Source organism: Pseudomonas sp. GOM6 (assembly GCF_029537485.1).
Classification (GTDB): domain Bacteria; phylum Pseudomonadota; class Gammaproteobacteria; order Pseudomonadales; family Pseudomonadaceae; genus Aquipseudomonas.
Genome location: NZ_JARPUS010000008.1, coordinates 145741 through 169150, shown reverse-complemented (window position 1 = coordinate 169150; position 23410 = coordinate 145741). Strand labels below are relative to the sequence as shown.

At 61.7% G+C, this 23410-nt stretch carries 31 protein-coding genes; 16 read left to right on the top strand and 15 right to left on the bottom strand.

Annotated elements, in window-relative coordinates; genetic code table 11:
• Window positions 1–30: 30 nt before the first annotated feature.
• Window positions 31–879, bottom strand: a complete 849-nt coding sequence (locus tag P7A97_RS11925) for a CAP domain-containing protein (protein ID WP_277690164.1) — start codon at window positions 877–879, stop codon at window positions 31–33.
• A gap of 123 nt (window positions 880–1002) precedes the next feature.
• Here P7A97_RS11925 and P7A97_RS11920 point away from each other — a divergent pair, with 123 nt between their 5' ends.
• Window positions 1003–1842 (top strand): class I SAM-dependent methyltransferase, encoded by an 840-nt coding sequence (locus P7A97_RS11920; RefSeq protein ID WP_277690163.1) that lies wholly within the window; start codon window positions 1003–1005, stop codon window positions 1840–1842.
• A 206-nt stretch (window positions 1843–2048) separates the two neighbouring features.
• Here P7A97_RS11920 and P7A97_RS11915 read toward each other — a convergent pair whose 3' ends face one another.
• The gene (locus P7A97_RS11915; RefSeq protein ID WP_277690162.1) at window positions 2049–2504 is read right to left on the bottom strand and encodes a hypothetical protein; all 456 of its coding nucleotides are present in this window, start codon (window positions 2502–2504) and stop codon (window positions 2049–2051) included.
• Between the two features lie 318 nt (window positions 2505–2822).
• Complete coding sequence (locus tag P7A97_RS11910; RefSeq protein WP_277690161.1) at window positions 2823–3128, bottom strand: putative quinol monooxygenase; 306 nt, start codon at window positions 3126–3128, stop codon at window positions 2823–2825.
• 150 nt (window positions 3129–3278) lie between these two features.
• Between P7A97_RS11910 and P7A97_RS11905 the strand changes: the two genes are divergently transcribed.
• From P7A97_RS11905 to P7A97_RS11895, 3 genes are all read left to right on the top strand, one after another.
• Window positions 3279–3869, top strand: coding sequence for an NAD(P)H-dependent oxidoreductase (locus tag P7A97_RS11905; protein WP_277690160.1), 591 nt, complete (start codon window positions 3279–3281; stop codon window positions 3867–3869).
• An 80-nt stretch (window positions 3870–3949) separates the two neighbouring features.
• Window positions 3950–4531 (top strand): GNAT family N-acetyltransferase, encoded by a 582-nt coding sequence (locus tag P7A97_RS11900; RefSeq protein ID WP_277690159.1) that lies wholly within the window; start codon window positions 3950–3952, stop codon window positions 4529–4531.
• Window positions 4532–4563: 32 nt separating this feature from the next.
• Entirely contained in the window at window positions 4564–4845 is a 282-nt protein-coding gene (locus P7A97_RS11895) for a peptidylprolyl isomerase (RefSeq protein WP_273812676.1), read from the top strand.
• 65 nt (window positions 4846–4910) lie between these two features.
• Here the strand turns inward: P7A97_RS11895 and P7A97_RS11890 are convergent, their stop codons facing one another.
• Window positions 4911–5327 carry an HPF/RaiA family ribosome-associated protein gene (locus P7A97_RS11890; RefSeq protein ID WP_277690157.1) on the bottom strand — a complete coding sequence of 139 codons (417 nt, stop codon included), beginning with the start codon at window positions 5325–5327 and terminating at the stop codon, window positions 4911–4913.
• Window positions 5328–5548: 221 nt separating this feature from the next.
• On the opposite strand from P7A97_RS11890, the gene P7A97_RS11885 reads away from it, so the two are divergent.
• From P7A97_RS11885 to P7A97_RS11850, 8 genes are all read left to right on the top strand, one after another.
• Complete coding sequence (locus tag P7A97_RS11885) at window positions 5549–5872, top strand: hypothetical protein (RefSeq protein WP_277690156.1); 324 nt, start codon at window positions 5549–5551, stop codon at window positions 5870–5872.
• Between the two features lie 59 nt (window positions 5873–5931).
• Window positions 5932–6318: a DUF3597 domain-containing protein gene (locus tag P7A97_RS11880; protein ID WP_277690155.1), complete on the top strand. Its 387-nt coding sequence runs from the start codon at window positions 5932–5934 to the stop codon at window positions 6316–6318.
• Window positions 6319–6526: 208 nt separating this feature from the next.
• Window positions 6527–7228 carry a YebC/PmpR family DNA-binding transcriptional regulator gene (locus P7A97_RS11875; protein WP_277690154.1) on the top strand — a complete coding sequence of 234 codons (702 nt, stop codon included), beginning with the start codon at window positions 6527–6529 and terminating at the stop codon, window positions 7226–7228.
• A 9-nt stretch (window positions 7229–7237) separates the two neighbouring features.
• Window positions 7238–7426, top strand: coding sequence for a hypothetical protein (locus tag P7A97_RS11870; protein ID WP_277690153.1), 189 nt, complete (start codon window positions 7238–7240; stop codon window positions 7424–7426).
• The gene (locus P7A97_RS11865; RefSeq protein WP_277690152.1) at window positions 7423–7827 is read left to right on the top strand and encodes an NUDIX domain-containing protein; all 405 of its coding nucleotides are present in this window, start codon (window positions 7423–7425) and stop codon (window positions 7825–7827) included. Before P7A97_RS11870 ends, P7A97_RS11865 begins: the two co-directional genes overlap by 4 nt.
• 125 nt (window positions 7828–7952) lie before the next feature.
• Window positions 7953–8084, top strand: coding sequence for a hypothetical protein (locus P7A97_RS11860; RefSeq protein ID WP_277690151.1), 132 nt, complete (start codon window positions 7953–7955; stop codon window positions 8082–8084).
• Window positions 8085–8441: 357 nt separating this feature from the next.
• Complete coding sequence (locus tag P7A97_RS11855) at window positions 8442–8777, top strand: DUF2025 family protein (RefSeq protein ID WP_277690150.1); 336 nt, start codon at window positions 8442–8444, stop codon at window positions 8775–8777.
• 76 nt (window positions 8778–8853) lie between these two features.
• Window positions 8854–9705, top strand: a complete 852-nt coding sequence (locus P7A97_RS11850; RefSeq protein ID WP_277690149.1) for a transporter substrate-binding domain-containing protein — start codon at window positions 8854–8856, stop codon at window positions 9703–9705.
• A 3-nt stretch (window positions 9706–9708) separates the two neighbouring features.
• Here the strand turns inward: P7A97_RS11850 and P7A97_RS11845 are convergent, their stop codons facing one another.
• The 4 genes from P7A97_RS11845 to P7A97_RS11830 form a co-directional block, all read right to left on the bottom strand.
• Window positions 9709–11001: a phospholipase gene (locus P7A97_RS11845; RefSeq protein WP_277690148.1), complete on the bottom strand. Its 1293-nt coding sequence runs from the start codon at window positions 10999–11001 to the stop codon at window positions 9709–9711.
• 105 nt (window positions 11002–11106) lie between these two features.
• A complete protein-coding gene (locus P7A97_RS11840) occupies window positions 11107–11964 on the bottom strand; it encodes an FHA domain-containing protein (RefSeq protein ID WP_277690147.1) in 858 nt (285 codons plus the stop codon).
• A gap of 17 nt (window positions 11965–11981) precedes the next feature.
• Window positions 11982–13649, bottom strand: coding sequence for a serine/threonine-protein kinase (locus P7A97_RS11835; RefSeq protein WP_277690146.1), 1668 nt, complete (start codon window positions 13647–13649; stop codon window positions 11982–11984).
• Window positions 13650–13661: 12 nt separating this feature from the next.
• Window positions 13662–14453, bottom strand: coding sequence for a protein phosphatase 2C domain-containing protein (locus P7A97_RS11830; RefSeq protein WP_277690145.1), 792 nt, complete (start codon window positions 14451–14453; stop codon window positions 13662–13664).
• A gap of 168 nt (window positions 14454–14621) precedes the next feature.
• On the opposite strand from P7A97_RS11830, the gene P7A97_RS11825 reads away from it, so the two are divergent.
• The 4 genes from P7A97_RS11825 to P7A97_RS11810 all read left to right on the top strand — a co-directional run bounded on the left by P7A97_RS11825 (window position 14622) and on the right by P7A97_RS11810 (window position 17137).
• Entirely contained in the window at window positions 14622–15311 is a 690-nt protein-coding gene (locus tag P7A97_RS11825; RefSeq protein ID WP_277690144.1) for an endonuclease I family protein, read from the top strand.
• A 228-nt stretch (window positions 15312–15539) separates the two neighbouring features.
• Window positions 15540–15749 (top strand): cold-shock protein, encoded by a 210-nt coding sequence (locus P7A97_RS11820; protein WP_277690143.1) that lies wholly within the window; start codon window positions 15540–15542, stop codon window positions 15747–15749.
• Between the two features lie 72 nt (window positions 15750–15821).
• Window positions 15822–16004 (top strand): hypothetical protein, encoded by a 183-nt coding sequence (locus P7A97_RS11815; protein ID WP_277690142.1) that lies wholly within the window; start codon window positions 15822–15824, stop codon window positions 16002–16004.
• Window positions 16005–16111: 107 nt separating this feature from the next.
• Window positions 16112–17137, top strand: coding sequence for a GGDEF domain-containing protein (locus P7A97_RS11810; RefSeq protein ID WP_277690141.1), 1026 nt, complete (start codon window positions 16112–16114; stop codon window positions 17135–17137).
• 7 nt (window positions 17138–17144) lie between these two features.
• On the opposite strand, the gene pdxJ is transcribed toward P7A97_RS11810, so the two are convergent.
• The 7 genes from pdxJ to lepA all read right to left on the bottom strand — a co-directional run bounded on the left by pdxJ (window position 17145) and on the right by lepA (window position 23304).
• Window positions 17145–17891 (bottom strand): pyridoxine 5'-phosphate synthase, encoded by a 747-nt coding sequence (gene pdxJ / locus P7A97_RS11805; protein ID WP_277690140.1) that lies wholly within the window; start codon window positions 17889–17891, stop codon window positions 17145–17147.
• On the bottom strand, window positions 17884–18582 hold the full coding sequence (recO, locus tag P7A97_RS11800) for a DNA repair protein RecO (RefSeq protein ID WP_277690139.1): 699 nt from the start codon (window positions 18580–18582) through the stop codon (window positions 17884–17886). The genes pdxJ and recO overlap by 8 nt, the downstream gene beginning before the upstream one ends.
• Window positions 18583–18585: 3 nt before the next feature.
• On the bottom strand, window positions 18586–19485 hold the full coding sequence (era, locus tag P7A97_RS11795) for a GTPase Era (RefSeq protein WP_277690138.1): 900 nt from the start codon (window positions 19483–19485) through the stop codon (window positions 18586–18588).
• Window positions 19478–20167: a ribonuclease III gene (rnc, locus tag P7A97_RS11790; RefSeq protein ID WP_277690137.1), complete on the bottom strand. Its 690-nt coding sequence runs from the start codon at window positions 20165–20167 to the stop codon at window positions 19478–19480. Before rnc ends, era begins: the two co-directional genes overlap by 8 nt.
• Window positions 20164–20541, bottom strand: coding sequence for a DUF4845 domain-containing protein (locus P7A97_RS11785; RefSeq protein ID WP_277690136.1), 378 nt, complete (start codon window positions 20539–20541; stop codon window positions 20164–20166). Before P7A97_RS11785 ends, rnc begins: the two co-directional genes overlap by 4 nt.
• A 106-nt stretch (window positions 20542–20647) precedes the next feature.
• Window positions 20648–21499 (bottom strand): signal peptidase I, encoded by an 852-nt coding sequence (gene lepB, locus P7A97_RS11780; RefSeq protein ID WP_277690135.1) that lies wholly within the window; start codon window positions 21497–21499, stop codon window positions 20648–20650.
• A gap of 5 nt (window positions 21500–21504) precedes the next feature.
• A complete protein-coding gene (gene lepA / locus P7A97_RS11775; RefSeq protein WP_277690134.1) occupies window positions 21505–23304 on the bottom strand; it encodes a translation elongation factor 4 in 1800 nt (599 codons plus the stop codon).
• Window positions 23305–23410 lie beyond the last annotated feature (106 nt).

Below are 23410 nucleotides of genomic sequence, written 5' to 3'. Positions count from 1 at the left end.
GTTGCCTAGCCCAACGAGCCGGCATCCGCCTCACGGCGCACCGAACAGCGCCGTCCAGTAGATCCCCGCGTTGCTCTTCGGGTCGACCGCATAGGCCGCGCCCAGCTCGCTGTACTGAGCATTCATCAGGTTGGCGCAGTGGCCGGGGCTGGCCAGCCACCCGCTAACCACCTTCTCCACCTCATCCAGGCCGGCGGCGATGTTCTCGCCAATGAGCTGGCCGCTATAGCCAGCCAGTTCCGCCCGGTCACCCGGGGTGCGGCCATCCGGGTCGCGATGATCGAAGAAATTGCCATTGGCCATGGCCCGGCTATGACCCTCGGCCGTGCCCGCCAGGGTGGCGTTCCAGGTCAGCGCCGGAGCTGAAGGATAATCCTTGCCGCCGCACTGGCGGGTCTGACTGCGGGCGCGATTGACCCGCTCCAGCAGCTTCTCGCCCTCCGCCTGGCTGCTGCCCAGCCGCCCGCCGAGCAATGGCCGCGCCAGCACGATGCGCCAATCGCGGTCGGCGCGACTGACACCGATGTCGACGAACTGCGGGTCCAGCACCACCTGGCAGAAGCTCTCCTGCAACGCCTGCATGGCCGCCGCCGCATCCCGCGGCCCGGACAGGGTGATGGCCTGCACATTGACCATGGGATAGGCGGCGCGCGCCAGGGCATCCTGCAGGTCCACACCACCGCTGGCCGGCAGGATCAAACGCGCATCGACCGCCAGCGGCGGCAATTCCGGCGACGCCTGCTCGCCACAAGGCTGGGCCTGATTGCGGTAGGCATTGATCGCCTCGATCAGCTGCGCCTCATCGGCGGCCTGTACAGCCGAACTGAACAGGCCGAGCACGAGCAGTGCGCAGCCCAAGACGGACGGGTTTGAATGCATTGAAATCCCCCAAATGTTTCTTATGAGCCATCATGCCGCGTACCAAGGCGACAGGAAATGCGAAGCTTGTCGGTTGAAGACCCACAGACTACCGTCTGCGTTCCCGAGCAATGGAGTGCCTACATGAACAGGTCTCAGGAATTGAACTCGTTCGCTCTGAATCGCGCCAACTGGGATGATCGCGCCGAGCTGCACGCCGCCTCACCGGATTACCAGGCCGAAGTCTTTGTCGCCGACCCCAGCCACCTTTCATCGGTGGTGCGCTTCGACCTGCCGCGCCTGGGGGATATCGCCAACCTGCGCGCCGTGCACCTGCAGTGCCATATCGGCACCGACACCCTGTCGCTGGCCCGCCTCGGCGCACGGATGAGCGGCCTGGACTTCTCCCCCGTCTCGCTGGCCCAGGCACGCACGCTGGCACAGCGCTGCAGGATGGCCATCGACTATGTCGAAGCCTCGGTCTACGACGCCGCCACGGCCCTACCTCCGGCCAGTTTCGATCTGGTCTACACCGGCATCGGCGCGCTGAACTGGCTACCGCGCATCGACGATTGGGCCCGCAGCGTGGCCGCCCTGCTCAAGCCGGGCGGGCGTCTGTTCCTGCGTGAAGGACATCCGCTGATGTTCAGCCTGGATGAAGAGCGCGCGGACGAGCTGGTGATTCGCCACCCCTACTTCGAGCATGTCGCGCCGATGGTCTGGGACGACGCCCACACCTATGTGCAAACCACTCGTCCCTTGAGCGCCCGAACAACCCACGAGTGGAACCACGGTCTTGGCGAAATCGTCACGGCCCTGCTCCGCCACGGCCTGGAGATCAGCGCACTGGAAGAGCACGACAGCCTGCCCTGGGAAGCGCTGCCAGGGCAGATGGAAATGGGGCCGGACGAAGAATGGCGCCTGCGCAGTGGCCGCGAACGCGTGCCGCTCAGCTATACGCTGCAGGCGAGACGAACCCGCTAAGGGCCTTCTGAATTAAGGCCAGACAAGGCCTAGGCGGCCCCACAAAAACGGCTGAGGAAGCGCGCTGGGCTCGCACGCGAGTTTACGGAGCATGACCCGCTTCGCTCGCCCCTGCGGGGCCGCACTGAGGTGCGTGAGCCGCAAACGACTTGCCGATGCCGCTTTTAACGCCGTATGGACGACAGTCAGGAGAGCCTTAACGGGGCTCAAACGTAGACGCTGATCCCGCCGCGTTCCTGCAGCCAGTCGCGGTAGGTCGCCAGCGAGTCGGTCTGCTGACCAGCGTTGAAGCCGACGAAGCGGGTGCTGTCGCCAAGGCCGGCATCGATCAACTTGTCGACCTGCACCAGCAGTTTGGCGGCATCGTCGCGATCCATGACCGAGACGTCGGGCAGCTGGATCTGTGCGGATGAGCCGCTCAAACCGCTGCTCTGGTCGACCCGATCACTGCGCAAGGCTGAGGGCGACGCCTGATTGCTGCTGTTCAGCGCACGCAAGAGGCCGCCCTCGCTGCGCGCCACCATCTGCGCAGCCAGGCGACGCACCTCGGCCACCGGATCGCTGTTGGTATTGTCTTCGGCACTGCTCGAACTGCTGGCAGCCGACTTGCTGATGCCGGCCAGATAGCTGGTCAGCGGCGAAGTGCTGTTGATAGTGGTCATGGCCGAGTTCCTGAAAATTCAACGCATGCCTATCAAGCAGGATGCGCGCCACTTCCACGCAGGCCTTGAAAATACTGGGCCACAGCCATTACGCCAACTGTTTTCATGGCAGTGTATTGCCGCTGGCGGGAAGGGCCTTGCCGCCCTGTCCGGAGTGCCCGTCCACCGGCGCCGTCCAATGGCATCGGTGCAAAATGCCAAGGGCCATACACCCGCCCCGCGCTGCCACAGGCCGTGGAACCCGCAACCTGACTAGGCCACAAGGATGATTGCAACACGCGCTCTCATGACCACATGCCGTCAGGTGAACAGCAGCCATCAATGCGCCGGGCTGAGCATCTCGATCTCGCGGATCTCGAACTCACGACTCAGGTACTCCATGCGCCGCTCATGGAACTCGCGCATATGCGGCAACGCACTGTGCTGCGCCAGATGCTCACGGGACTGCCAGACCTCGTAGAAGATGAACAGATTGGGATCCTGCGCATCGCGCAGCATGTGGTAGGCAATACAGCCCTGCTCGGCACGACTGGACGCCACATAGGCCAGGAACAGTTCGGCGAAGGCCTCGGCCATCTCCGGGCGAACGTGGGCATGCAGGATGAAGCCATAGGGCATGGTCATGACGGACTCCGTTAAGGTTTTTATCAACCCTAGCGCAAGCCTATTCGTAAAATTCATGCCTTTTCGGCAAATATCATTTGCCTATGCCTGGGTTTTTCTGTGCCCGCCGAATCCGTAGCCTGCCATCCATTGTTTACGGAGGCCCATGCCATGAAGAAAATCCTGCTCCTCAACGGTGGCAAACAGTTCGCCCACTCCGACGGCCGCTACAACGCGACATTGCACGACACAGCCCTCGCCCACCTCGACCGCGCCGGCTTCGAACTCAAGCAGACCTTTATCGATGGCGGCTACGACGTTGCCGAAGAGGTCGAGAAATTCCTTTGGGCCGACGTGGTCATCTACCAGATGCCCGGCTGGTGGATGGGCGCCCCCTGGACGGTGAAGAAATACATCGACGAAGTGTTCACCGCCGGCCACGGCAGCCTGTACGCCAACGATGGCCGCACCCGCTCCGATGCCTCGCAGAAATACGGCAGCGGCGGCCTGGTGCACGGCAAGCAGTACATGCTGTCGCTGACCTGGAATGCCCCGCAGCAGGCCTTCGACGACCCCACCGATTTCTTCGAAGCCAAGGGCGTGGACGCGGTCTACTTCCCTTTCCACAAGGCCAATCAGTTCCTTGGCATGAGCGCGCTGCCGACCTTCCTCTGCGTCGACGTGATGAAGCGCCCGAACATCGAGGCGGATGTGCTGCGCTACCAGCAGCACCTGAGCCAGGTGCTCGGTCAGCCGGCCTGACAATCCCCCTTGAGCGGGCAGCCCTCTGCATCTAGATTGGGCGCCCCTGCCACGGATAGGCCCCGCCTCAAGGAAAGACCATGCACCTCCCCACCTTCAGCACCGCGCGCCTGCTCCTGCAACCGCTGGAGTTGGCCGACGCCCCGGCCATCCAGCGCATCTTTGCGCAGTGGGAAATCGTCCGCTACCTGGCCAACCGGGTGCCTTGGCCCTACCCCGCCGACGGTGCGCTGAAGTATGTGCGTGATGTGGCGCTTGCCGGCATGGCGCGCGGCAGCGAGTGGCACTGGACCCTGCGCCCGCTGGAGCAGCCCGAACAGGTGATCGGTCTGATCAGCCTGTACGAAGAAGCCGGCAACAACCGCGGCTTCTGGCTCGACCCGCAGTGGCAAGGCCGGGGCCTGATGCAGGAAGCCTGCACGGCGGTCACCGACTATTGGTTCGGGACGCTGCACAAACCCTTGCTGCAAGCCCCGAAAGCCGTGGCCAACGCCGCCTCGCAACGCATGTCCGAGCGCAGCGGCATGCGCCTGGTGGCCACCGGCGAGAGCGATTATGTCTGCGGCCGCTTGCCCAGCCAGGTGTGGGAGATCAGCCGTGAGGAGTGGCAAAGGCAACGCCAACAGACGGAGTTAGATGCAGCGAGGCTCGCCCTGAGCTAGTCTCTGCACCTTTCTTGAAAGGAGATACTCCCATGCCCCGCGCCTCTGCCCGTCACATCCTGGTTGCCAGCGAAGCCAAGTGCAACGAACTGAAAGCCGCCATCGAAGGTGGTGCCGACTTCGCCCAGGTCGCCAAGGACAACTCCACCTGCCCGTCCAGCCGTGACGGCGGCAACCTCGGTTCCTTCGGCCCCGGCCAGATGGTCCGCGAATTCGACCAGGTCGTCTTCAGTGCCCCGGTCGGCGTGGTACAAGGTCCGGTGAAAACCCAGTTCGGTTACCACCTGGTGGAAGTTACCAGCCGCCAGGACTGATAGCCGCCCAACAAAAAGCCGCCGGTAGCAGAGCCACCGGCGGCTTTTTTATGCCTTTGAAATAGTTAGGCGCTACGTTGCAGCTGCTGGGTCATGAAGTCTTCTTCCAGCATCTGGTCCTGGGCGCTGCTGTTGCCGCCCTCCAGCGTATCGCGGTGACTCGGCCCGCGCCGCTGGCGCAGCTTGCCGATCTGGTGTTCGAGGGCGTGGGTGAGTTTTTCCATGGCGCCATCGAGAGCGTGCTCAAGGGATGCGGCATGGTGGGTCACCGAGATCGGCGCCAGGCCCTTGGGCCGCGCTTCGATCTGGCAGCGCTTGTCGTGGCTGCCGGTCTTGTGGCCATTCTCGTCGTTGAAGTGAACGACGATGCGAGTCAGTTCCTCTTCGAAGCGTTGCAGTTGGCTGTTGATGGTGGCGCTGACCCAGCTGACGAGACGGGCGCTGCCTTCGATGTGGTTATCGCTATGAACCTGGATTTGCATAAAGCCTTCCTTATTCAAACGTTCAGCCATGTGTCGCCTTGCAGCGACGACTCCAGCCTACGCCTCCTCGCAGCAAAATGGATAGCCCGAAGCACCGAGAAACACTCTTGACTGAGCCAGGTCAATATTCCACAGCCACCTGAAGAGAGCTGCCCGGTCGACAGCAGCCGCTCTATCTGGCATCTTCCAGCCTCATCGAGTCATCCACGCAAGGAATGCAGATGAAAGGACTCACCGCATCCATGCTCCTGGCCAGCACCCTGCTCGGCGGCTGCGAGCAGCCAGGCGAGCAATACCTCGGCACCTGGCAGGACACCCGCTCGACCACTATCACCCTGAATATCGTGCGCAACGAAGATCAGTTCATGGTCAACGAAACCCGCTTCACCATGAGCGACGATCAACCCGAAACCAGACAGATTCCCGCGATCTATCGCCATGGCGCGCTGATCCTGCGCAACGGCCAAAGCCCGTCGCGGCTGAATATCGACCAGGCCAGTGGCCACCTGAGCAACGGTCTGCATGAATTCCGCCGCATCAACTGATGACTACAGCCCCATGAACTAAGCTCCCCTTCCACATCATGACAATGGAGGGAACCCCCATGGGCCTGTTCAACAAGATTCTGCAAGTGCTTGGCTTTGGCGACGAAGCGCAAGCGGCCCCCACCTCAAGCGCAGCCCCCGCGCCCGATGCACCCAGCGCAGCGCCGGCGCCACAGGCCATCGCGGTAGTCGATGTGGTGACCAAGCTCGAAGGACTGGCCGCCAGCCACCCGGAGAAACTCAACTGGAAAGTCTCCATCGTCGACCTGCTCAAATTGCTCGGCCTGGACAGCAGCCTGGGCGCTCGCAAGGAACTGGCCACTGAGCTGGGTTGCCCCGCCGAGAAAATGGGTGACTCGGCGCAGATGAACATGTGGCTGCACAAAACCGTATTGCAGAAACTGGCCGACAACGGCGGCAATGTGCCGGCCGACCTGCTCGATTGAGGTAATACCGGGAAAGGCGCACCTGCGCCTTTCTCCGATAAGCGCCTGCTCAGGCGCCGTTCGGCGTTACTGCCCGATGAGCCCCTGCCGGCCTCTACCTGCCAATGTCCACCATCGCCCTCTGAAAGCAGACCCGTTAGAATCGGCTCCCTTTAGTTCGCCTCGCCTGTGCGGGGCTCCGTTAGACGCAACCTGCGAGAACACCGCCATGGGCGCACAGTGGAAAGCCAAACCTAAAGAAGCCGCAGCCAACGCCAGAGGCAAGATCTTCGGCCGCCTGGTCAAGGAGATCATGGTCGCTGCACGTAACGGCGCCGACCCGGACACCAACGCCAAGCTGCGCGTGGCCGTGCATGCCGCGAAAAAGGCCTCGATGCCCAAGGACACCCTGGAGCGCGCCATCAAGAAAGGTGCGGGCCTGCTGGGTGAGACCGTCAACTTCGAGCGCACCACCTACGAAGGCTTCGCCCCACACCAGGTGCCGGTCATCGTCGAATGCCTGACCGACAACCTGAACCGCACCGTGGCCGAGATCCGCGTGCTGTTCCGCAAGGGCCAGATGGGTGCCTCGGGCTCGGTGAGCTGGGACTTCAACCACGTCGGCCTGATCGAGGCCTCCACCGACAGTGGCGCCGACCCGGAACTGGCCGCCATCGAAGCCGGTGCCCAGGACTTCGAGCCGGCCGAGGAAGGCGACACCCTGTTCATCACCGACATGACCGACCTCGACGCCGTGTGCAAGGCCCTGCCGGAGCATGGCTTCACCGTCAACTCGGCGAAGATCGGCTACGTGCCGAAGAACCCGGTGAGCGGCCTGAGCGACGCGCAGATGGAGGAAGTCGAAGCCTTCCTCGAAGCCCTCGACAACCACGACGACGTGCAAAACGTCTACGTCGGCCTGGCCGGCTAAGCCATCGGCGTGAGCCGCAGCCAGTTCCACCAGCAGCACGCTGCACGCGCCGAGGCGGAAGCCCGGCGCCTGCTGACCGAGCGCGCCAACCTTGGCGCGCGCTGGCTGGACTGGGTGGCCGCCGAGCTGTACCGCCTTTCCCCGCCCGAATACGCGGCCATGGTGCGCCGCGACCTGCAGCGTCTAAGCGACACATGACCTTGCTGTCCATCGCCGCCGCCTGCCTGCTGGATCAGGACGGTCGCCTGCTCCTGGTGCGCAAGCGTGACACACAAGCCTTCATGCTGCCCGGCGGCAAGCTGGAGCCTGGTGAGTCGGCCATCGCCGGCCTGCTGCGCGAACTGCATGAGGAGTTGCAGCTGAGTCTGCCCAGCGACCAGTTGCAGCCACTGGGCAACTTCCGCGCGCCTGCCGCCAACGAAGCCGATACCGAGATTCAGGCTCAGGTATTCATCTCCGCCCTTGCCCACGCAGTAGCCCCCGCCGCCGAGTTGGAGGAACTGCGCTGGCATTGCCCCGCCAGCCATGACAGCGACGACCTGGCACCTCTGCTGCTACTGCATGTGCTGCCCAGGCTGCGCGAACTGACACGCGGCTAAGCCTGCCGCTCTGCGCGGGACTATGCTGCAAACAGTACGCAACGCAGGCTGGCGCAGTCTGGGAGGTGGTGATGACCGTTGAAAAACGCTGTTTCTGCTGAATCTTCAATGCGGAGGACATCACCATGAGCAAAGGTCTGGACAGGCACAAGGAGGCGAAGAAAAAGCCCCTGAAAAGCGCCCAGGAAAAACGCATGGCCAAGCGCAACAAGAAGTCCGGCAGCACCTTGCTGGGCAGCCATGCTCCCTCACCTTGACCCAACCCCGCACCCGGCTTCCGCCGGGTGCTTTGTTTCAGCCTGGCCCCCCAAACTGCCGGTATTCACACCGGCAAAGTGACAGCAGTGCACGCCAGTAGGGCCCCGTGACCGGCCCACATTCGGAAAACGCCCGCTGGTGCTACACGCCGCTCGCCTTAAAGGCCGGCGCTTGTGTTCAGAACAACAGCCGCAGCGAAGACAGCAGCGCCACCTTCTCCCCCCTTGATCCCCCTCATACCCTCGCCTGATCGGCCGCTTGATCCAGAGCAACACGCCCAGAAACGGGCATGCCTAGGATGGCCGGCAAACAAGATGGGCCTGGCGTGTAGCCCCACTCACCAACAGGAGGTTCGTATGAGCATTACATCGTCCACCATCTGCTGCGCCGCCGATGCGTTGCAGGGCCTGGTCGGCTACCACAGCAAACAGCAGCAACATATCGTGCGTTTCAGTGAGGACTCCTTCGGCATGGACGTGGAAGAAGACAGCATCCAGCCCTGTAGCGAATTCGTCTGGCAACCACTCCAGGGGGACCTGATGACCCTTAGCCGGGCAAGGCTGGGCCTGCTGCTTGAGCAAAGGGTCGATGAGCGCCTGAACATCTCCGAACCGCTGCGGGTATACCTGCAGCGCAGCGACCTGCCAGAAATCATCGCCGAACGACGCAAGGCAGGGATCGTACGGAGCTAATGCACGGCAACAGCAGCTGGGGCTGGCATAATGCGCGCCTCGGCGCGCCACGCCACGATTGAAAGGATTGCAATCGATGCTCCTGCGGCTCTCTCACTGGCTGCTCATTCTGTCCCTGAGTGCGACCTCCTGCCTGGCGGCTACAGGCGAGCTGCGCTATCCGCGCGCGCCACTGGGCGAAGAGTTCCGCCCGCGCTATCCGCTGGCACTGCTGCAACTGGCGCTGGACAAGGCCGGCAGCCCTCTGCGCATCAAACCCTCGCGCCACCACATGGAGCAGGATCGTGCCCTGCTTAACCTGGAGCAAGGCACTGCAGTCGATGTGGTCTGGACCATGACCAGCATCGAGCGCGAGCAGCGTCTGCTGCCGGTGCGCATCCCCATCGACAAGGGCCTGTACGGCTGGCGTGTCGCCTTCGTGCGCAAAAACCGCAGCGAGCTGTTGAACAACATCAATAGCCTGGCCGAACTACGCCAATTGCGTGCCGGCCAGGGGCACGACTGGCCTGATACGGACATCCTGCGTCACCACGGCCTGCCGGTGGAGGTCAGCTCCAGCTACGACAGCCTGTTCCTGATGCTGCGCGCCGATCGCTTCGACTACTTCCCCAGGGCGGTGCTGGAAGCGCGCGATGAACTGGCCCACATCAACGCCAGCGATCTGGTCATGGATCGCCACCTGGTCCTGCACTACCCCACGGCCCTGTACTTCTTCTTCGCCCGCGAGCGTCCGGAACTGGCTGAAACGGTGCGCCAGGGCCTCGAACTGGCCATTGCCGATGGCAGTTTCGAAGCGCTGTTCCAGCGCTATCACGCAGCCGACCTGGCCCTGGCCCACCTGCAACAACGCCAGGTCATCGAACTGAGCAACCCCTTGCTGCCACCACTGACGCCCCTGCAGCGCCCGGAGCTGTGGTATCGCCCCTGAGCCTCAGTCTGCGCCAAGGGTTCCACGCAAGGCATTACGGCTGTGGCTGCCGAAGTGCCGAAAGAACTCGACCAGCAAGGCATCCAGTGCCGGGTCAGGCGTTACCGGCCGCAGCTGATTGCCCTCGCTGAAACCCTGACCGGCCACGCCACGTGCCAGCCATTGACCGATCACGGCATCGAATTCGTCGGCACGCGCATTGGACTCGGCAGCCACCACATCAGCGGCGTAGTCCACATCGAACGCTGGATACCCGGCATCTCTCTCCGGCTCGGCATAGGCCGTCAACAAAGGTACGCGCTGCTGTCCACGTGCCAGCAAAGCCTGCATACGCTCGAACTGATACTGCTCGACCGCCGTGTGCCGGTCGGCGACACGCTTGATCGCCGCGTCACGTGCCTCACTCAGCCCCACCAGGGCCTTCGCCTCGATCAACACCATATCGGTCAGATCGACCCCCGGCAGCACGCGGCTGTGATAAGGCTGGGTCAGATCCTGCAGGTAATGCATGGCCCAGCCGAGGAAGCGGTAACCCCAGTAGTCATGCCCCGTGCTGAAGGCCAGTCGCGCCAGGCCGGTGTACTGATAGATGCGCCAGTGCGGCAGGGTCTGCCCCAGGTAAGGCGCTGCTGCGTAGACCAGCGCCGACTCGTGGTAGTAACCGATATGGAAAGGCGCCTGCGAGGAATACTCGAAGCGTGCATCGCCAAAAGGCTGCGGGCCGAAGTTGTAACGCTGGCCGGCCTCGCCGGGATTGTCGTTGAACAGATTGATGTCATGGCCGTAGTCAGGTTCGTCGGCCGCGCTGGCCAGCACCTGCAGGGCCGCAACCTGCTCTCCGGGCTGCAACGCCAGATAGCGCCAGTGCGTCCAGGGACCGACCTTGCGAAACACCAGTACCTGCTCGCTAGGCAGCACCGGGCGCCCGCCTGCATCCTGCCCCGGTAGCTGCTGGATGAAACTGGCCAGGCGCACCTCGGGGTTGATGCGCAGCGCGGCGAGGAAGGCCGCTCGCCGGTCGACCTTGGCATCAGCCCGCCAGCGCAGCGCCTCAGGGCGCGGCGGATAGTAGACAAAATGCTCGCGGGCGTAGCGCTCCTGCTCATCCAGCAACTGCTCGATGGCAGGTGCCTGTCGCTCGAGAAAGGCCTCCAGGGGCTCCACCGTTACCGCCCTGCGCAGCTGCGGCTGATCGCGCAGAGCCAGCAGACTGCCCAGGGAATGATTGGACCAGGCCAGCGCCTGGGAGGACAGGGCCAGCAGGCCGATGCCGGCCAGCAATACGGAAGCTCTCACGCAGACATCTCAAATGGCACGAAGAGCAGCAAGCCTAACGAGACAGCGCGCGCCCGACACTGTCAGGTCGCGCCAGAGACATTCACCAATCGAGTAACCGCGGGTTCAGGCGAGAAACACCAGACCTGCCGCGATGACCAGCACCAGCCCCAGCGCCACAGCCGCAGCGCGAAGCAGACTGTTGCTCGCTGGCGTGGCAGCGGTTTGTGCCTGCGCCTGAGCTGCCGCATGCAGGGGGTTGATGGTAGGTGCTGCCGCCACCCCTGAGCGCGGCGGTTTGGCCGGCTTGGGTAGCGGCAGATCGACGGCGCGCACGAACAGGGTAGCGTCTTCGTCAACGTGCTCCACGGGCTCGATCTCGACCTTGGGACCGATCACCAGCAGGGCCACCGAGCCCATGCGCAGCTGGTCGCCCGGCTTGAGCTGCGCATGGCTGACCTTCTCGCCATTGACCAGCAGTCCATTGGCCGAGGCCAGATCCTTCACTTCCAGTACATCGTCGCGCAGAAAGAACTCACAGTGCCGGCGCGACAGCTGCGCATCGCTGAAGCACAGTTCGCAGCGCGTCGAACGGCCAAAGGTCATCGCGCCGCTGACGTGGAATTTCTTGCCTTCGTGCTCGCCCTGCATCACCTGCAGAAACCAGCGCTGCGTAGCCTCATCACGCGCCTGGGCGCGGCTGGGGTCGCTCAGTGTCAACTCCACACCGCCCAGGCGCAGGTGGTCACCATGGCGTAACTGGTAACGCGACGTGATGCGCTCGTCGTTGACGAATGTACCCTGTTCGCTGTCGCAATCAGCAATGAAGTACAGCCCGTCTTCCTGGCGAATTTCGGCGTGGAAGGCGCCGATGCCGGCGTCGTCCAGGACCAGCTGGTTGCGCCGGTCGCGCCCCAGGGTAATGCGTTCCTCGACCAGCCAGACCGGGGCCTGGCGCCCGTCCTTGAAATGCAGTTTGAGCATGATGCGGATCCTGTCGATCAACGACCGAAGATGTTGTTCCACGCGCGCTTGAGGGGGTTGCCTTCACGCTGCTCGCGGGCGGCGGCACGCGCCCTGGAGGCTCGGGCAGCGTCGAGCAGTTGCTGATGCTCGGCCTGCATGTTCAGTAATTCCGGGTTATTCGGCTCGGCCTCCAGGCCACGTTCGATCATCGCCAGCGCGCCGGGAAAGTCGCTGCGCCGATACTCGGCGTTGGCCATGTCGCGGAACAGCAGCGCCACGCGGTTGAGACCCTCGATGGCCGCCGGATTATCCGGCGCCCAACCGAGAATCTGCCGGTAATAGTGCACAGCACTGTTCTCTTCGGGCAGCAGCAGGCGCTTGTCGGCGATGCTCTGCTCGGCCAGTTGCAGGTAGCGCTCGATGCGCGCATCCAGTACCCGCTGCAAGCCCGCTAGCGCCGCCGCATGCTGCTCGTCGATGGCCAGGGCCTGGCGATAGTAATAGTCGGCATTATCGCTTGCCGGTTCGGTCAGCAGACCATCGGCCAGACGCTGCTCGGCCAGAGCGATAAAAGCCTCGATGCGCGTCGTGCGGATGCGCTGCAAACCGGCCAGCGCCTCCTGACTGTCGTCATCGAGCTGCAGTACCTGGTTGAAGTAATGCTCCGCACTGTCCTGCGCAGGCTCGATCAATTGCCCCGTCGCAAAACGCTGCTCGGCCTGGGCCAGCAGCGCCTCGATCTGCCGGCGCTCCTTGAGGTAAAGCACAGTCGAGGTCAGCGTCCCCATCAACACCAGCACGCTAAGGCCCAGCAGCCAGGGCATGGCTGAGCGGCGACGACGCGCCGCAGGTTCAGGCACAGCCACCGGTACAGCGGGGCGCAACTGGGTCTCGTCCAGATCGCTCAGCTCCACCTCATCCAGGGCCACCAACAGCTCACGGCAATCGTTGAAACGCTGCTCCGGCGCCTTGGCCAGCATGCGCGCCAGCAGGCTCTGGAACGCCGCGAGGCTGACCGGTAGAGGCGGCAGTTCCATCTGCACATGATTGACCACGGTCTGGGTGTAGTTGCCGCCGCGGAAAGGGTTGGTCCCGGTCAGCATCTCCAACAGGATGACGCCCAGGCTGTAGATGTCGCTACGCGCATCCAGCGCCTGGCATTGGGCCTGCTCCGGGCTGCTGTACGCAGGGCTGCCAACGGCCACGCCGAACTGGGTCAGCTCGCTGTCGATGTCCAGATCCTTGGCCACGCCGAAATCGGTCAGCACGGCCGTGCCGTCTTCGCGGAACAGGATGTTGGCCGGTTTCACATCACGGTGCACCAGTCCCTTGTCGTGCACCACGGCCAGGCCACTGGCCACCTGGCGAACGATCTGCAGCGCCCGCTCGGGCGCGAACAGCTCGCCCTTGTGCCGCGCCAGGTCCCCACCGGAGAGAAACTCCATGGCCAGGTAGTCGCGCTCATCGGGCAGGCGGTCGACGTCATAGATGGTGATGATCGACGGATGATTGAGCGAGGCGACTATGTGCGCCTCACGCACGAAACGCTTACTGAAGGCTTCGTCCTCGGCGTTACGCAGCACCTTGATCGCCACCTTGCGATGCAGGGATTGCTGGGTTGCCAGATAAACCTCGGCCATCCCCCCTTTGCCCAGTTGCCCGTGTACGCGATAACCAGGTATTTCAAGCAGAGTGTTGCTCATCGAGTCGATCTGTCAGTGCTTGCGGGAGGTGAGCCAGCGGCGAATGAAATTGCGCGATTGGGTGGCGATTTGCGCGGAATCGGCCGGAGAGTGAGCCAGCGCGATGCAGGAGATATTGTCTCTGCCGCCCAGCTGATTGGCTAGCCCCACCAGCTGCTCGACCAGCTCGTCGAGGGTGGCCGCGCTGGCACAGACCGCCTGGATCTGCTCATCGCTCAATTCACCGGTCAGGCCATCACTGCACAACAGCAGCAACTCACCGGCTTGCAAGCTGCCGCGCACTCGTCCGACCTCAAGCTCCTGCTCACCCAGGCCCAGGCACTGAGTGACGATATTGCGCCGCGGATGCTCCCGCGCCTGCTCGGCGCTCAGCTCACCGGCATCAACCATCGCCTGTACCCAGCTATGGTCGCGCGTCAGCCGTACGATACCCTCCAGGCTCACGCGGTAGGCCCGACTGTCACCCACCCAGGCCACCTCGAACTCGCCGTCGACAAACTGTACGGCCACCACCGTACTGCCCATGGCGCGTCCGTCTGCATCCCTGCTGGCGGCCAATACCTGACGATGGGCACTGAGAATCGCCTGATCCAGCGCCATGCCGGTGGCGACCTCACGCCCCAGGGTCTCGATCACCAGCGCGCTGGCCACCTCGCCGCACTGATGCCCCCCCATGCCATCGGCCACCGCCCACAACCCCAGCTGAGGCTGACACAGCACGGCATCTTCGTTGTGCCCGCGCACCTGACCGGCGACGCTCTGCGCCGAATAACCGAGGGACTGCTGAGTGAGCGACAGGCTCATGGGGCGAACGACCTCCTGACTACATGAGCGCATGATGCGGCGCCAGCTCGCGCCTGTCAGCCCGGACCAGTCGAACTGTTAAGCAGTCGGCGCTTGCTCTGCTGCTGCAAGCCCATCGCCAGCATGGTGCCAGGTATGATGCCGCGCTTTTTCCGGGATGCCGTATCCATGCCCCTGCGCTGTGCCCTGCTATTGCTGCTCTGCGTCACCCTGCCCGCCCTCGCCGCCCCACCACGCACCTTCAGCGAAGCCAAGAAGATCGCCTGGCGACTCTACGCCCAGCAGTCGATCGAGTTTTATTGTGGCTGCCGTTATCAGGGCAACCGAGTGGATTTGCAGAGCTGCGGTTACCAACCCCGCAAGAATCCCCGGCGCGCCGCACGCATCGAATGGGAGCATGTGGTACCCGCCTGGGTCATCGGCCACCAACGCCGTTGCTGGCAACAAGGCGGCCGGCAGAACTGCGCCCGCAACGACGAGACCTTCCGCCGCGCCGAAGCCGATCTGTTCAATCTGGTGCCGGCGATTGGCGAGATCAATGGCGACCGCAGCAACTACGCCTTTGTCTGGCTGCCGCAGCAACCCCATCAGTACGGAGCCTGCCCCATGGTGGTCGACTTCAAGGCACGCAAGGCCATGCCTCGGGCACGTGTACGCGGCATGATCGCACGTACCTACTTCTACATGAGCCAACGCTATGGGCTACGCCTGTCGAAGCAGGAGCGCCAGCTGTTCGAAGCCTGGAATCGCGCATATCCAGCGCAGAGCTGGGAGCGCCAACGCAATCAGCGCATCGCCTGCATCATGGGCTGGGGAAACGCCTTCGTGAGCGAGGTTGACCTGCGCCAATGCCGTTAATTTCGACCGCAATGCCACTCTGCACCCAGACCGCCCGCCAGAAAAAAGCAGAAACCATTAGGTAAAAACCAGCTTTACCTGTAGGGTGATCGCACTGTGCTGCATGTGTCACCGCAAATCGACCGGTTTAGATCTCGGTCCGACCCACCTCGGTTTCTTTACTCTTTGCACTCAGTCATGGCCTGGGCTGTTCCAGTGCTATGTTCACTTTGTTCAAGGAGATATCCCATGTCCGTACGTCAAACTGGCACCGTCAAGTGGTTCAACGACGAGAAAGGCTTCGGCTTCATCACCCCGGAAAGCGGTGCTGACCTGTTCGTTCACTACCGCTCCATCCAGAGCACCGGTTTCAAGAGCCTGCAGGAAGGCCAGAAGGTTTCCTTCATCGCCGTCCAGGGCCAGAAAGGCATGCAAGCCGACGAAGTTCAGGCTATCTGACCTTCCCGGCTCCAAGAGAACCGGCCCACGGGCCGGTTTTTTTATCTCTGAATTCTCCCAACGAGGTAACCCATGAGAGCCAAGAAAGCCACCCCGCAAGCCAAGCCAGCACCGGCCGTGGAAACCCGCGAGTCTCTGGAGGCACAGGTTGCCGCCTTCCTCAAATCCGGCGGAGAAATTGAGCAGATTGCCAAAGGCGTCAGCGGCCAGTCCTGGTCCGCTCCCTCGCGCCACATCAGCCTGGGCAAGAAGTAAGCTAAAACGCCGCGCGGCGGAAATACTGGCACTTTGCCAAGCACTTCCTTGCCGCGCCCGCCAAAGCCCTGCATGCTTGCGCTCATAAGAACTATGAGCCCGTGCGGATGTTCAAACGTCTACGCAACGACTTCCAGCTATCCATCATTGCCCTGATGGGCATCATCGGCGTACTTGGCATCAGCCCCTACGCCATCTACCGCCTGCTCCACGGCAACTACCTGGTTGGCATTGCCGACTGCATCATAGTGTTCTCCACGATTGCCGCCGTGATCTACGCCTGGCGCACCGGCGACACAGAGAAACCAGGCCTTTACCTCTGCGCCGTATTCTCCGTGGGCGCAACCCTGATCGCCATCAACCTTGGGGTCAACGGCTTGTTCTGGATCTACCCACTGATCCTCTTCAACTTCTTCATGGTCTCACCAGGCAAAGCGATAGTAGCCAGCCTGCTCGTGCTGACGAGCCTGGTCGCTCACTCAATCTGGGTTCCGGGCAGCGTTTTCGATAGCCATTACCAGATGGTGTCTTTCCTGGTCACCAATGCAATGGCAGGCGTACTGACCTTCATCTTCGCCTATCGCACGCGAACACAACGCGATCAGTTACAGGTACTGGCCATCCACGACCCGCTGACGGGTGCTCGCAATCGCCGCGCCATGAACGAAGAACTGAAAATCGCCGTATCCAGCCAGCGCCGCCACGGGCGCCAGTACGGCGTGCTTGTGCTGGACCTGGATCACTTCAAGCAGATCAATGACCAGCACGGCCACCACACAGGCGATCTGGTGCTGGTCGAGTTCGTCGAGCTGATCAAAAACCACTCACGCAAAGAGGACCGCCTTTTCCGCTTCGGCGGCGAAGAATTTCTCCTGCTCCTGCCGGATACCGACCCACAGGGGCTGAAAACCGCTGCAGATCATCTGCGCGAATGCATCAGCACCCATCTGCGAAGCCCAGGTGGCATGGTCACCGTCTCAATCGGTGGCGCTATGCTGCGCCGCAACGAAACCTGGAGCCACTGGCTGCAACGCGCCGACCAGTGCCTTTACCAAGCCAAGAGCAGCGGACGCAACCGCTGCATCATCGACAGCTCTCAGGAAGCCCTAAACGCTGTAGCAGCCGGCAAATAGCTCCAGATCAGCGCTGTGCAGCGGCCTGAATGATCAGCTGCTTCATCTCCGCCACAGCCGCCTTGAAGCCGACGAACAAAGCATGCGCCACGATGGCGTGACCGATATTCAGCTCGTTTACGCCAGCAATCGCGGCAACCGGCTCGACGTTGTGGTAGTGCAGGCCGTGACCGGCGTTAACGATCAAACCCTGGGCCAAACCGCAGGCCACGCCATCGCGGATCCGCGCCAGCTCATGAGCAGCCTCCTCGGGCGTGCGGGCATCAGCGTAGCGGCCGGTATGCAGCTCGATAGCCGGCGCACCAATGCGACGGGCTGCCTCGATCTGTCGCTCCTCGGCATCAATGAATAGCGACACCTCACAGCCCAGTTTGGCCAGGCGCTGCACGGCAGCCTTGATCCGCTCTTCCTGTCCCGCCACGTCCAGACCGCCTTCAGTGGTCAGCTCCTGGCGAGTCTCCGGGACCAGGCAGACGTGCTCGGGACGAATCTGCTCGGCGAAATCGAGCATGAAGTCGGTCACGCCCATCTCGAAGTTCATGCGGGTCTGCAACACGTCCTTGAGCAAGCGCACATCGCGCTCCTGAATATGTCGCCGATCCTCACGCAAGTGCACGGTGATGCCGTCAGCACCTGCCTCCTCGGCATCCAGAGCAGCCTTGACCGGGTCCGGATAACGAGTGCCGCGAGCCTGACGCAGGGTCGCAACGTGGTCGATGTTGACGCCGAGCAGAATACGAGAGGCTTCAGTCACGGGCAGGTTCCTTGAAAGTCATGAAAAGTTCGCGGCTGGCCAGTGGTCGACCACCCAGATGAGGAGCCAGAGCCTGACGCATCAGGCGCTTGGCTGCGGCCAGAGCGCCCGGGGAAGACCAGTCGGCATCAGCCATCGCCAGCAGGTCGGCGCCCTGAAAAAGACCGGGCTGTAAATGCGCCACGGGTTCCAGGCCAGCATCCGGCTGCAGGCGATAGAGTCCGTCCGCGGTTATCGGCTGGCCAGCCATATCGAAAGCAAGGGCGAAACCATAGCCCAGCTCGTCCAATAAACGCCACTCGAAAGCACGCAACAGCGGCTCCAGCGGCGGGTTGGCCGCCAGCGCCTGCAGCGTCAGAGCGTAATATTCGAACAACGCGGGATGCGGATCTTCCGCCGGCAATAGGCGCAACAGCAGCTCATTGAGATACATGGCACTGTATAGAACCTGCCCCTGAAGCCAGTAGGAGACGCCATCAGGTTCAAGCCGCCCGACATTGCGCAACTCGCTACGACCACGCAGTTCAAGCTCCAGCGGCACAAACGGTCGCGCCAGGCTGCCTGCCTTGCCTCGCGCATTGCGCAACACGGCGCGCAGGCGCCCTCGGGGAGTAAGAAAATCGACCAGCGCGCTGGTTTCCTTGTAGGGCCGGCTGTGCAGGACGAAGGCCGGAAGCGCGCCGGAAAGCATGGATCAGAAGTCGGTGTAGCCCAGCGAGCGTAGGGCTCGCTCGTCGTCGGACCAACCACCCTTCACCTTGACCCAGAGGTTGAGCATGATCTTGGAGTCGAACAGCACTTCCATATCCTTGCGCGCCTCCTGACCAATGCGCTTGATCCGCTCACCCTTGTCGCCAATGATGATTTTTTTCTGCCCATCACGCTCGACCAGAATCAGGCCGTGAATGTGGAGCACACGCCCTTCCTGCTTGAACTCCTCAATCTCAACGGTGATCTGGTAGGGCAACTCAGCACCAAGCTGACGCATGATCTTTTCGCGAATGAGTTCGGCTGCCAGGAAGCGGCTGGAGCGATCGGTAATCTGGTCTTCCGGGTAGAAGTGCTCCGACTCCGGCAGGTTGTCTGCCACCAAGCGCTCCAGGGTATCGAGGTTCTGCCCATGCAGAGCGGAGATCGGCACCACCTCGGCCTGCGGCAGCTGGCCGGCCAGCCACTCCAGGTGCGGCAATAACTCGCTCTTGTCTTCCAGACGATCAGCTTTGTTCACCGCCAACAGAATCGGGCATTTCACATGCTGGACTTTCTCCAGCACCATCTGATCTTCGTCGGTCCAGCGCGTACGGTCCACCACGAACACCACCACATCGACATCCTTAAGGGCGGTCGAAGCACTGCGATTCATATAGCGATTAAGCGCTTTGTCGTTATGTTTGTGCAGGCCAGGAGTGTCGACATACACGGCCTGCACCTCACCCTCGGTCTTGATACCGAGCATGTTGTGACGCGTGGTTTGCGGCTTGCGCGAAGTGATCGCCAGCTTCTGCCCGAGGATATGGTTCAGCAGAGTCGACTTACCCACATTGGGGCGGCCGACGATGGCGACGTAGCCGCAACGAGTAGGAATATCAGTCATGGCTGTTCTCCACGCCCAGGGCCACCAGCGCGGCAGCAGCGGCTACTTGTTCGGCGATACGGCGACTGGCGCCCTGCCCTTGGGTCTTGTCGGTAAGCAGCGCGATCTCACACTGCACGAAGAAAGTACGGCAATGCGGCTCGCCCTGAATATCCACCACCTCGTAGCGCGGCAACTCCGCGCCACGCGATTGCAGGAACTCCTGCAGGCGGGTCTTGGGATCCTTGTTGGTATCAACCAAGGTGAGCCCATCAAGCTCACCCGCTAACCAGGCCAGCACCCGATCACGCGCCACATCCATACCAGCGTCTAGATAAATGGCACCGATCAGAGCTTCCAGCGCATCGGCCAAAATCGACTCCCGCCGAAACCCGCCACTCTTGAGCTCGCCGGAGCCTAGACGCAAGTAATCGCCGAGATCGAAACCGCGCGCGAGTATTGCCAAAGTCTCGCCCTTGACCAGACGCGCACGCAAGCGCGAGAGCTGCCCTTCGCGCGCCTGCGGGAAACGCTCGAACAGGGCCTCGCCCGCCACAAAATTGAGAATGGCATCGCCAAGAAATTCCAGGCGCTCATTATTGCGCCCGGCAAAGCTACGGTGGGTAAGTGCCAAGAGCATCAGCTCCTGGTTCTGGAAGACATGGCCGAGCTGACGCTCTAGACGGGAAAGGGACTGGCTCACTGGGCTCTGATTCGGAATTCTTTATCGAAGTTGGCAACGAGGTCGAGGTTTTCGATCAGCGGCTCTCTCTTTTCATATTTCAAATGAACCAAGAAGTCGCCTCCCTCCGTTTTGATATCGAGAATTTCTTTCAAGTCCAGGTCACGAATGCTATTTATCTGCATGCTTTTACTCACATGAGAGTAAAAGTCCTGAACCGTATTGATATCTAAAGCACGGTCAGTCTCAACACTCATGATGGCCTTTTCCAAAGACCAATAGTCCATGTAATGCGGAAACATCTTGAAGCCTGTACTAGCAAAGAAGGCGACCAAAGCCAGCACCACCATCCACCCCAGCATAGACATGCCCTTCTGCGAGCGCGCAAATGTCATGATCAACCTCAATTATCAGTGTTGTTTTCAATGCCCGTAGGCGAAGGGCATGACTATATATAAGCAGGCGGTTCGGGATTGAACAGCACGCCACAGAATCACGGATTCAATGAATCAGACCAACCCGCGAAAGATTCGGCAAATGGTTCAGCTTGGGGTCAGGCCAGCTCAGCCAGACAGCAAAGGCCTTACCGACAATGTTCTGGTCAGGAACCATGCCCCAAAGCTCTTGGGGGATATGAGTATCGTGCCAATAGCGACTGTCATTGGAGTCGTCGCGATTATCGCCCATCATGAAGTAATGCCCCTGCGGGACAGTCCACTGGCGCCCCGGCATGATGTTGCGACGCAGCTGCTTGCGGATCATGTGCTCGATCTCACCCAGCTTTTCCTTATAGAGGAGGCTGCGCCCTAGCGAACCCTCCTCTTCCCCCAGGAACTGCTCGGCTACTGGCTGGCCATTGACCAATAGACGCTTGTCAGCGGTATAGGCGACGGTATCGCCCGGCAACCCTACGACGCGCTTGATGTAATTGATGCTCGGATTACTGGGATAGCGGAACACCATCACATCGCCGCGCTGAGGGTTCCCCACTTCAATGATCTTGGTATCGATTACAGGCAGACGAATACCGTAGGCAAACTTGTTGACCAGAATGAAATCACCCACTTCCAGAGTCGGCTTCATCGAACCTGATGGAATCTGAAAAGGCTCCAGAAGAAATGAGCGCAACACCAGAACAATCGCCAACACAGGGAAGAACGACTTACCGTACTCCACCAGCAGCGGTTCCCGATTGAGTCCTTGTAGAACCTGCTCATCAGGCTCGCCTACCTGGCCCTCGTAGGCAGCAATAGCTGCTCGTCGGCGCGGGGCCAATACCAGCAGATCCAACAGAGCCAGAGCGCCGCAGACTGCAACGGCGATCACCAGAATCAACGGGAAATTGAACGACATAGGACTTAACTATCCACCTTGAGTACGGCAAGGAAGGCTTCCTGGGGAATTTCCACGCTGCCGACCTGCTTCATCCGCTTCTTACCGGCCTTCTGCTTCTCCAGCAGCTTTTTCTTACGACTCACGTCACCGCCGTAGCACTTCGCCAATACGTTCTTGCGCAGCGCCTTGACAGTGGTCCGGGCGATGATCTGGCCGCCAATGGCCGCCTGGATCGCCACGTCGAACATCTGCCGCGGAATCAGTTCTTTCATCTTCTCGGTCAGCACACGGCCTTTCTGGTGAGCACGATCACGGTGCACGATCAGCGCCAGCGCATCGACCTTCTCGCCATTGATCATCACGTCCAGGCGCACCAGGTTGGCCGACTGGAAGCGATCGAAGCTGTAGTCCAGCGAGGCATAGCCGCGGCTCACCGACTTAAGACGGTCGAAGAAGTCCAGCACCACTTCGTTCATCGGCAGGTCGTAGGACACCTGAACCTGACTGCTGAGGAACTGCAGATCGCGCTGCACACCACGCTTCTCGATGCACAGGGTAATGACGTTACCCAGATGCTCCTGCGGCACCAGGATATTGGCGCGCACGATCGGCTCACGCATATCAAGGATACCGGCCGGATCAGGGAGCTTGGACGGGTTATCGACGTAGATTGTCTCGCCGTTCTTCATCTCCACTTCGAAGATAACGGTCGGTGCGGTGGTGATCAGGTCCAGGTCATATTCACGCTCCAGGCGCTCCTGAATGATCTCCATGTGCAGCATGCCGAGGAAACCAATGCGGAAGCCGAAGCCCAGGGCATCGGAGCTTTCCGGCTCGTACTGCAGGGCGGCGTCGTTGAGGGTCAGCTTCTGCAGGGCCTCGCGGAAGTCCTCGAAGTCGTCGGAGCTGACTGGGAACAGGCCTGCGTAGACCTGCGGCTTGACGCGCTTGAACCCCGGCAGCACATCGACGTCAGGAGAGGTGGACAGGGTCAGGGTATCGCCCACCGGCGCGCCGTGAATGTCCTTGATGCCGGCGATGATGAAGCCCACCTCACCAGCCTTGAGGTCGGCAGTCTCGGTGTGCTTCGGCGTGAATACGCCGACGCTGTCGACCTGGTGCAGCTTGCCGGTCGACTTGACCAGGATCTTGTCACCCTTCTTCACCCGCCCGTGCTTGACCCGTACCAGAGAAACCACGCCCAGGTAGTTGTCGAACCAGGAGTCGATGATCAACGCCTGTAGCGGCGCATCAATTTCGCCTTCCGGCGCAGGAATCACCTTGACCAGATGCTCGAGCACGTCAATCACGCCCATGCCGCTCTTGGCGCTGCACGGCACCGCGTCGGTAGCATCGATGCCGATGATGTGCTCGATCTCGTCCTTGACCCGCTCCGGCTCAGCCTGAGGCAGGTCCATCTTGTTCAGCACCGGCATGACCTCCAGGCCCTGCTCGATAGCGGTGTAGCAGTTGGCCACAGACTGGGCCTCAACACCCTGACCTGCGTCCACCACCAGGATCGCGCCCTCACAGGCCGCCAGCGAGCGGCTGACCTCGTAAGTGAAGTCGACGTGACCGGGCGTATCGATGAAATTCAACTGGTAGGTCTTACCGTCCTGCGCCGGATAGTGCAGGGTCACACTGTGCGCCTTGATGGTAATGCCGCGCTCGCGCTCCAGGTCCATGGAATCAAGAACCTGGGCCTCCATCTCGCGATCGGAAAGACCGCCACAGATCTGGATGAAGCGGTCAGCCAGGGTCGACTTGCCATGATCGATGTGGGCGATGATGGAGAAATTGCGGATATGACTCAGGTCACTCACGGATCAACACTCAAAAATGCGCAGGCAGGCTGCCCGCCGAAAAATAGCCGGGGATTCTACCCGATCGGCGACTTGGCCGTCACGCACACCGCGCATCCTGCGCGCA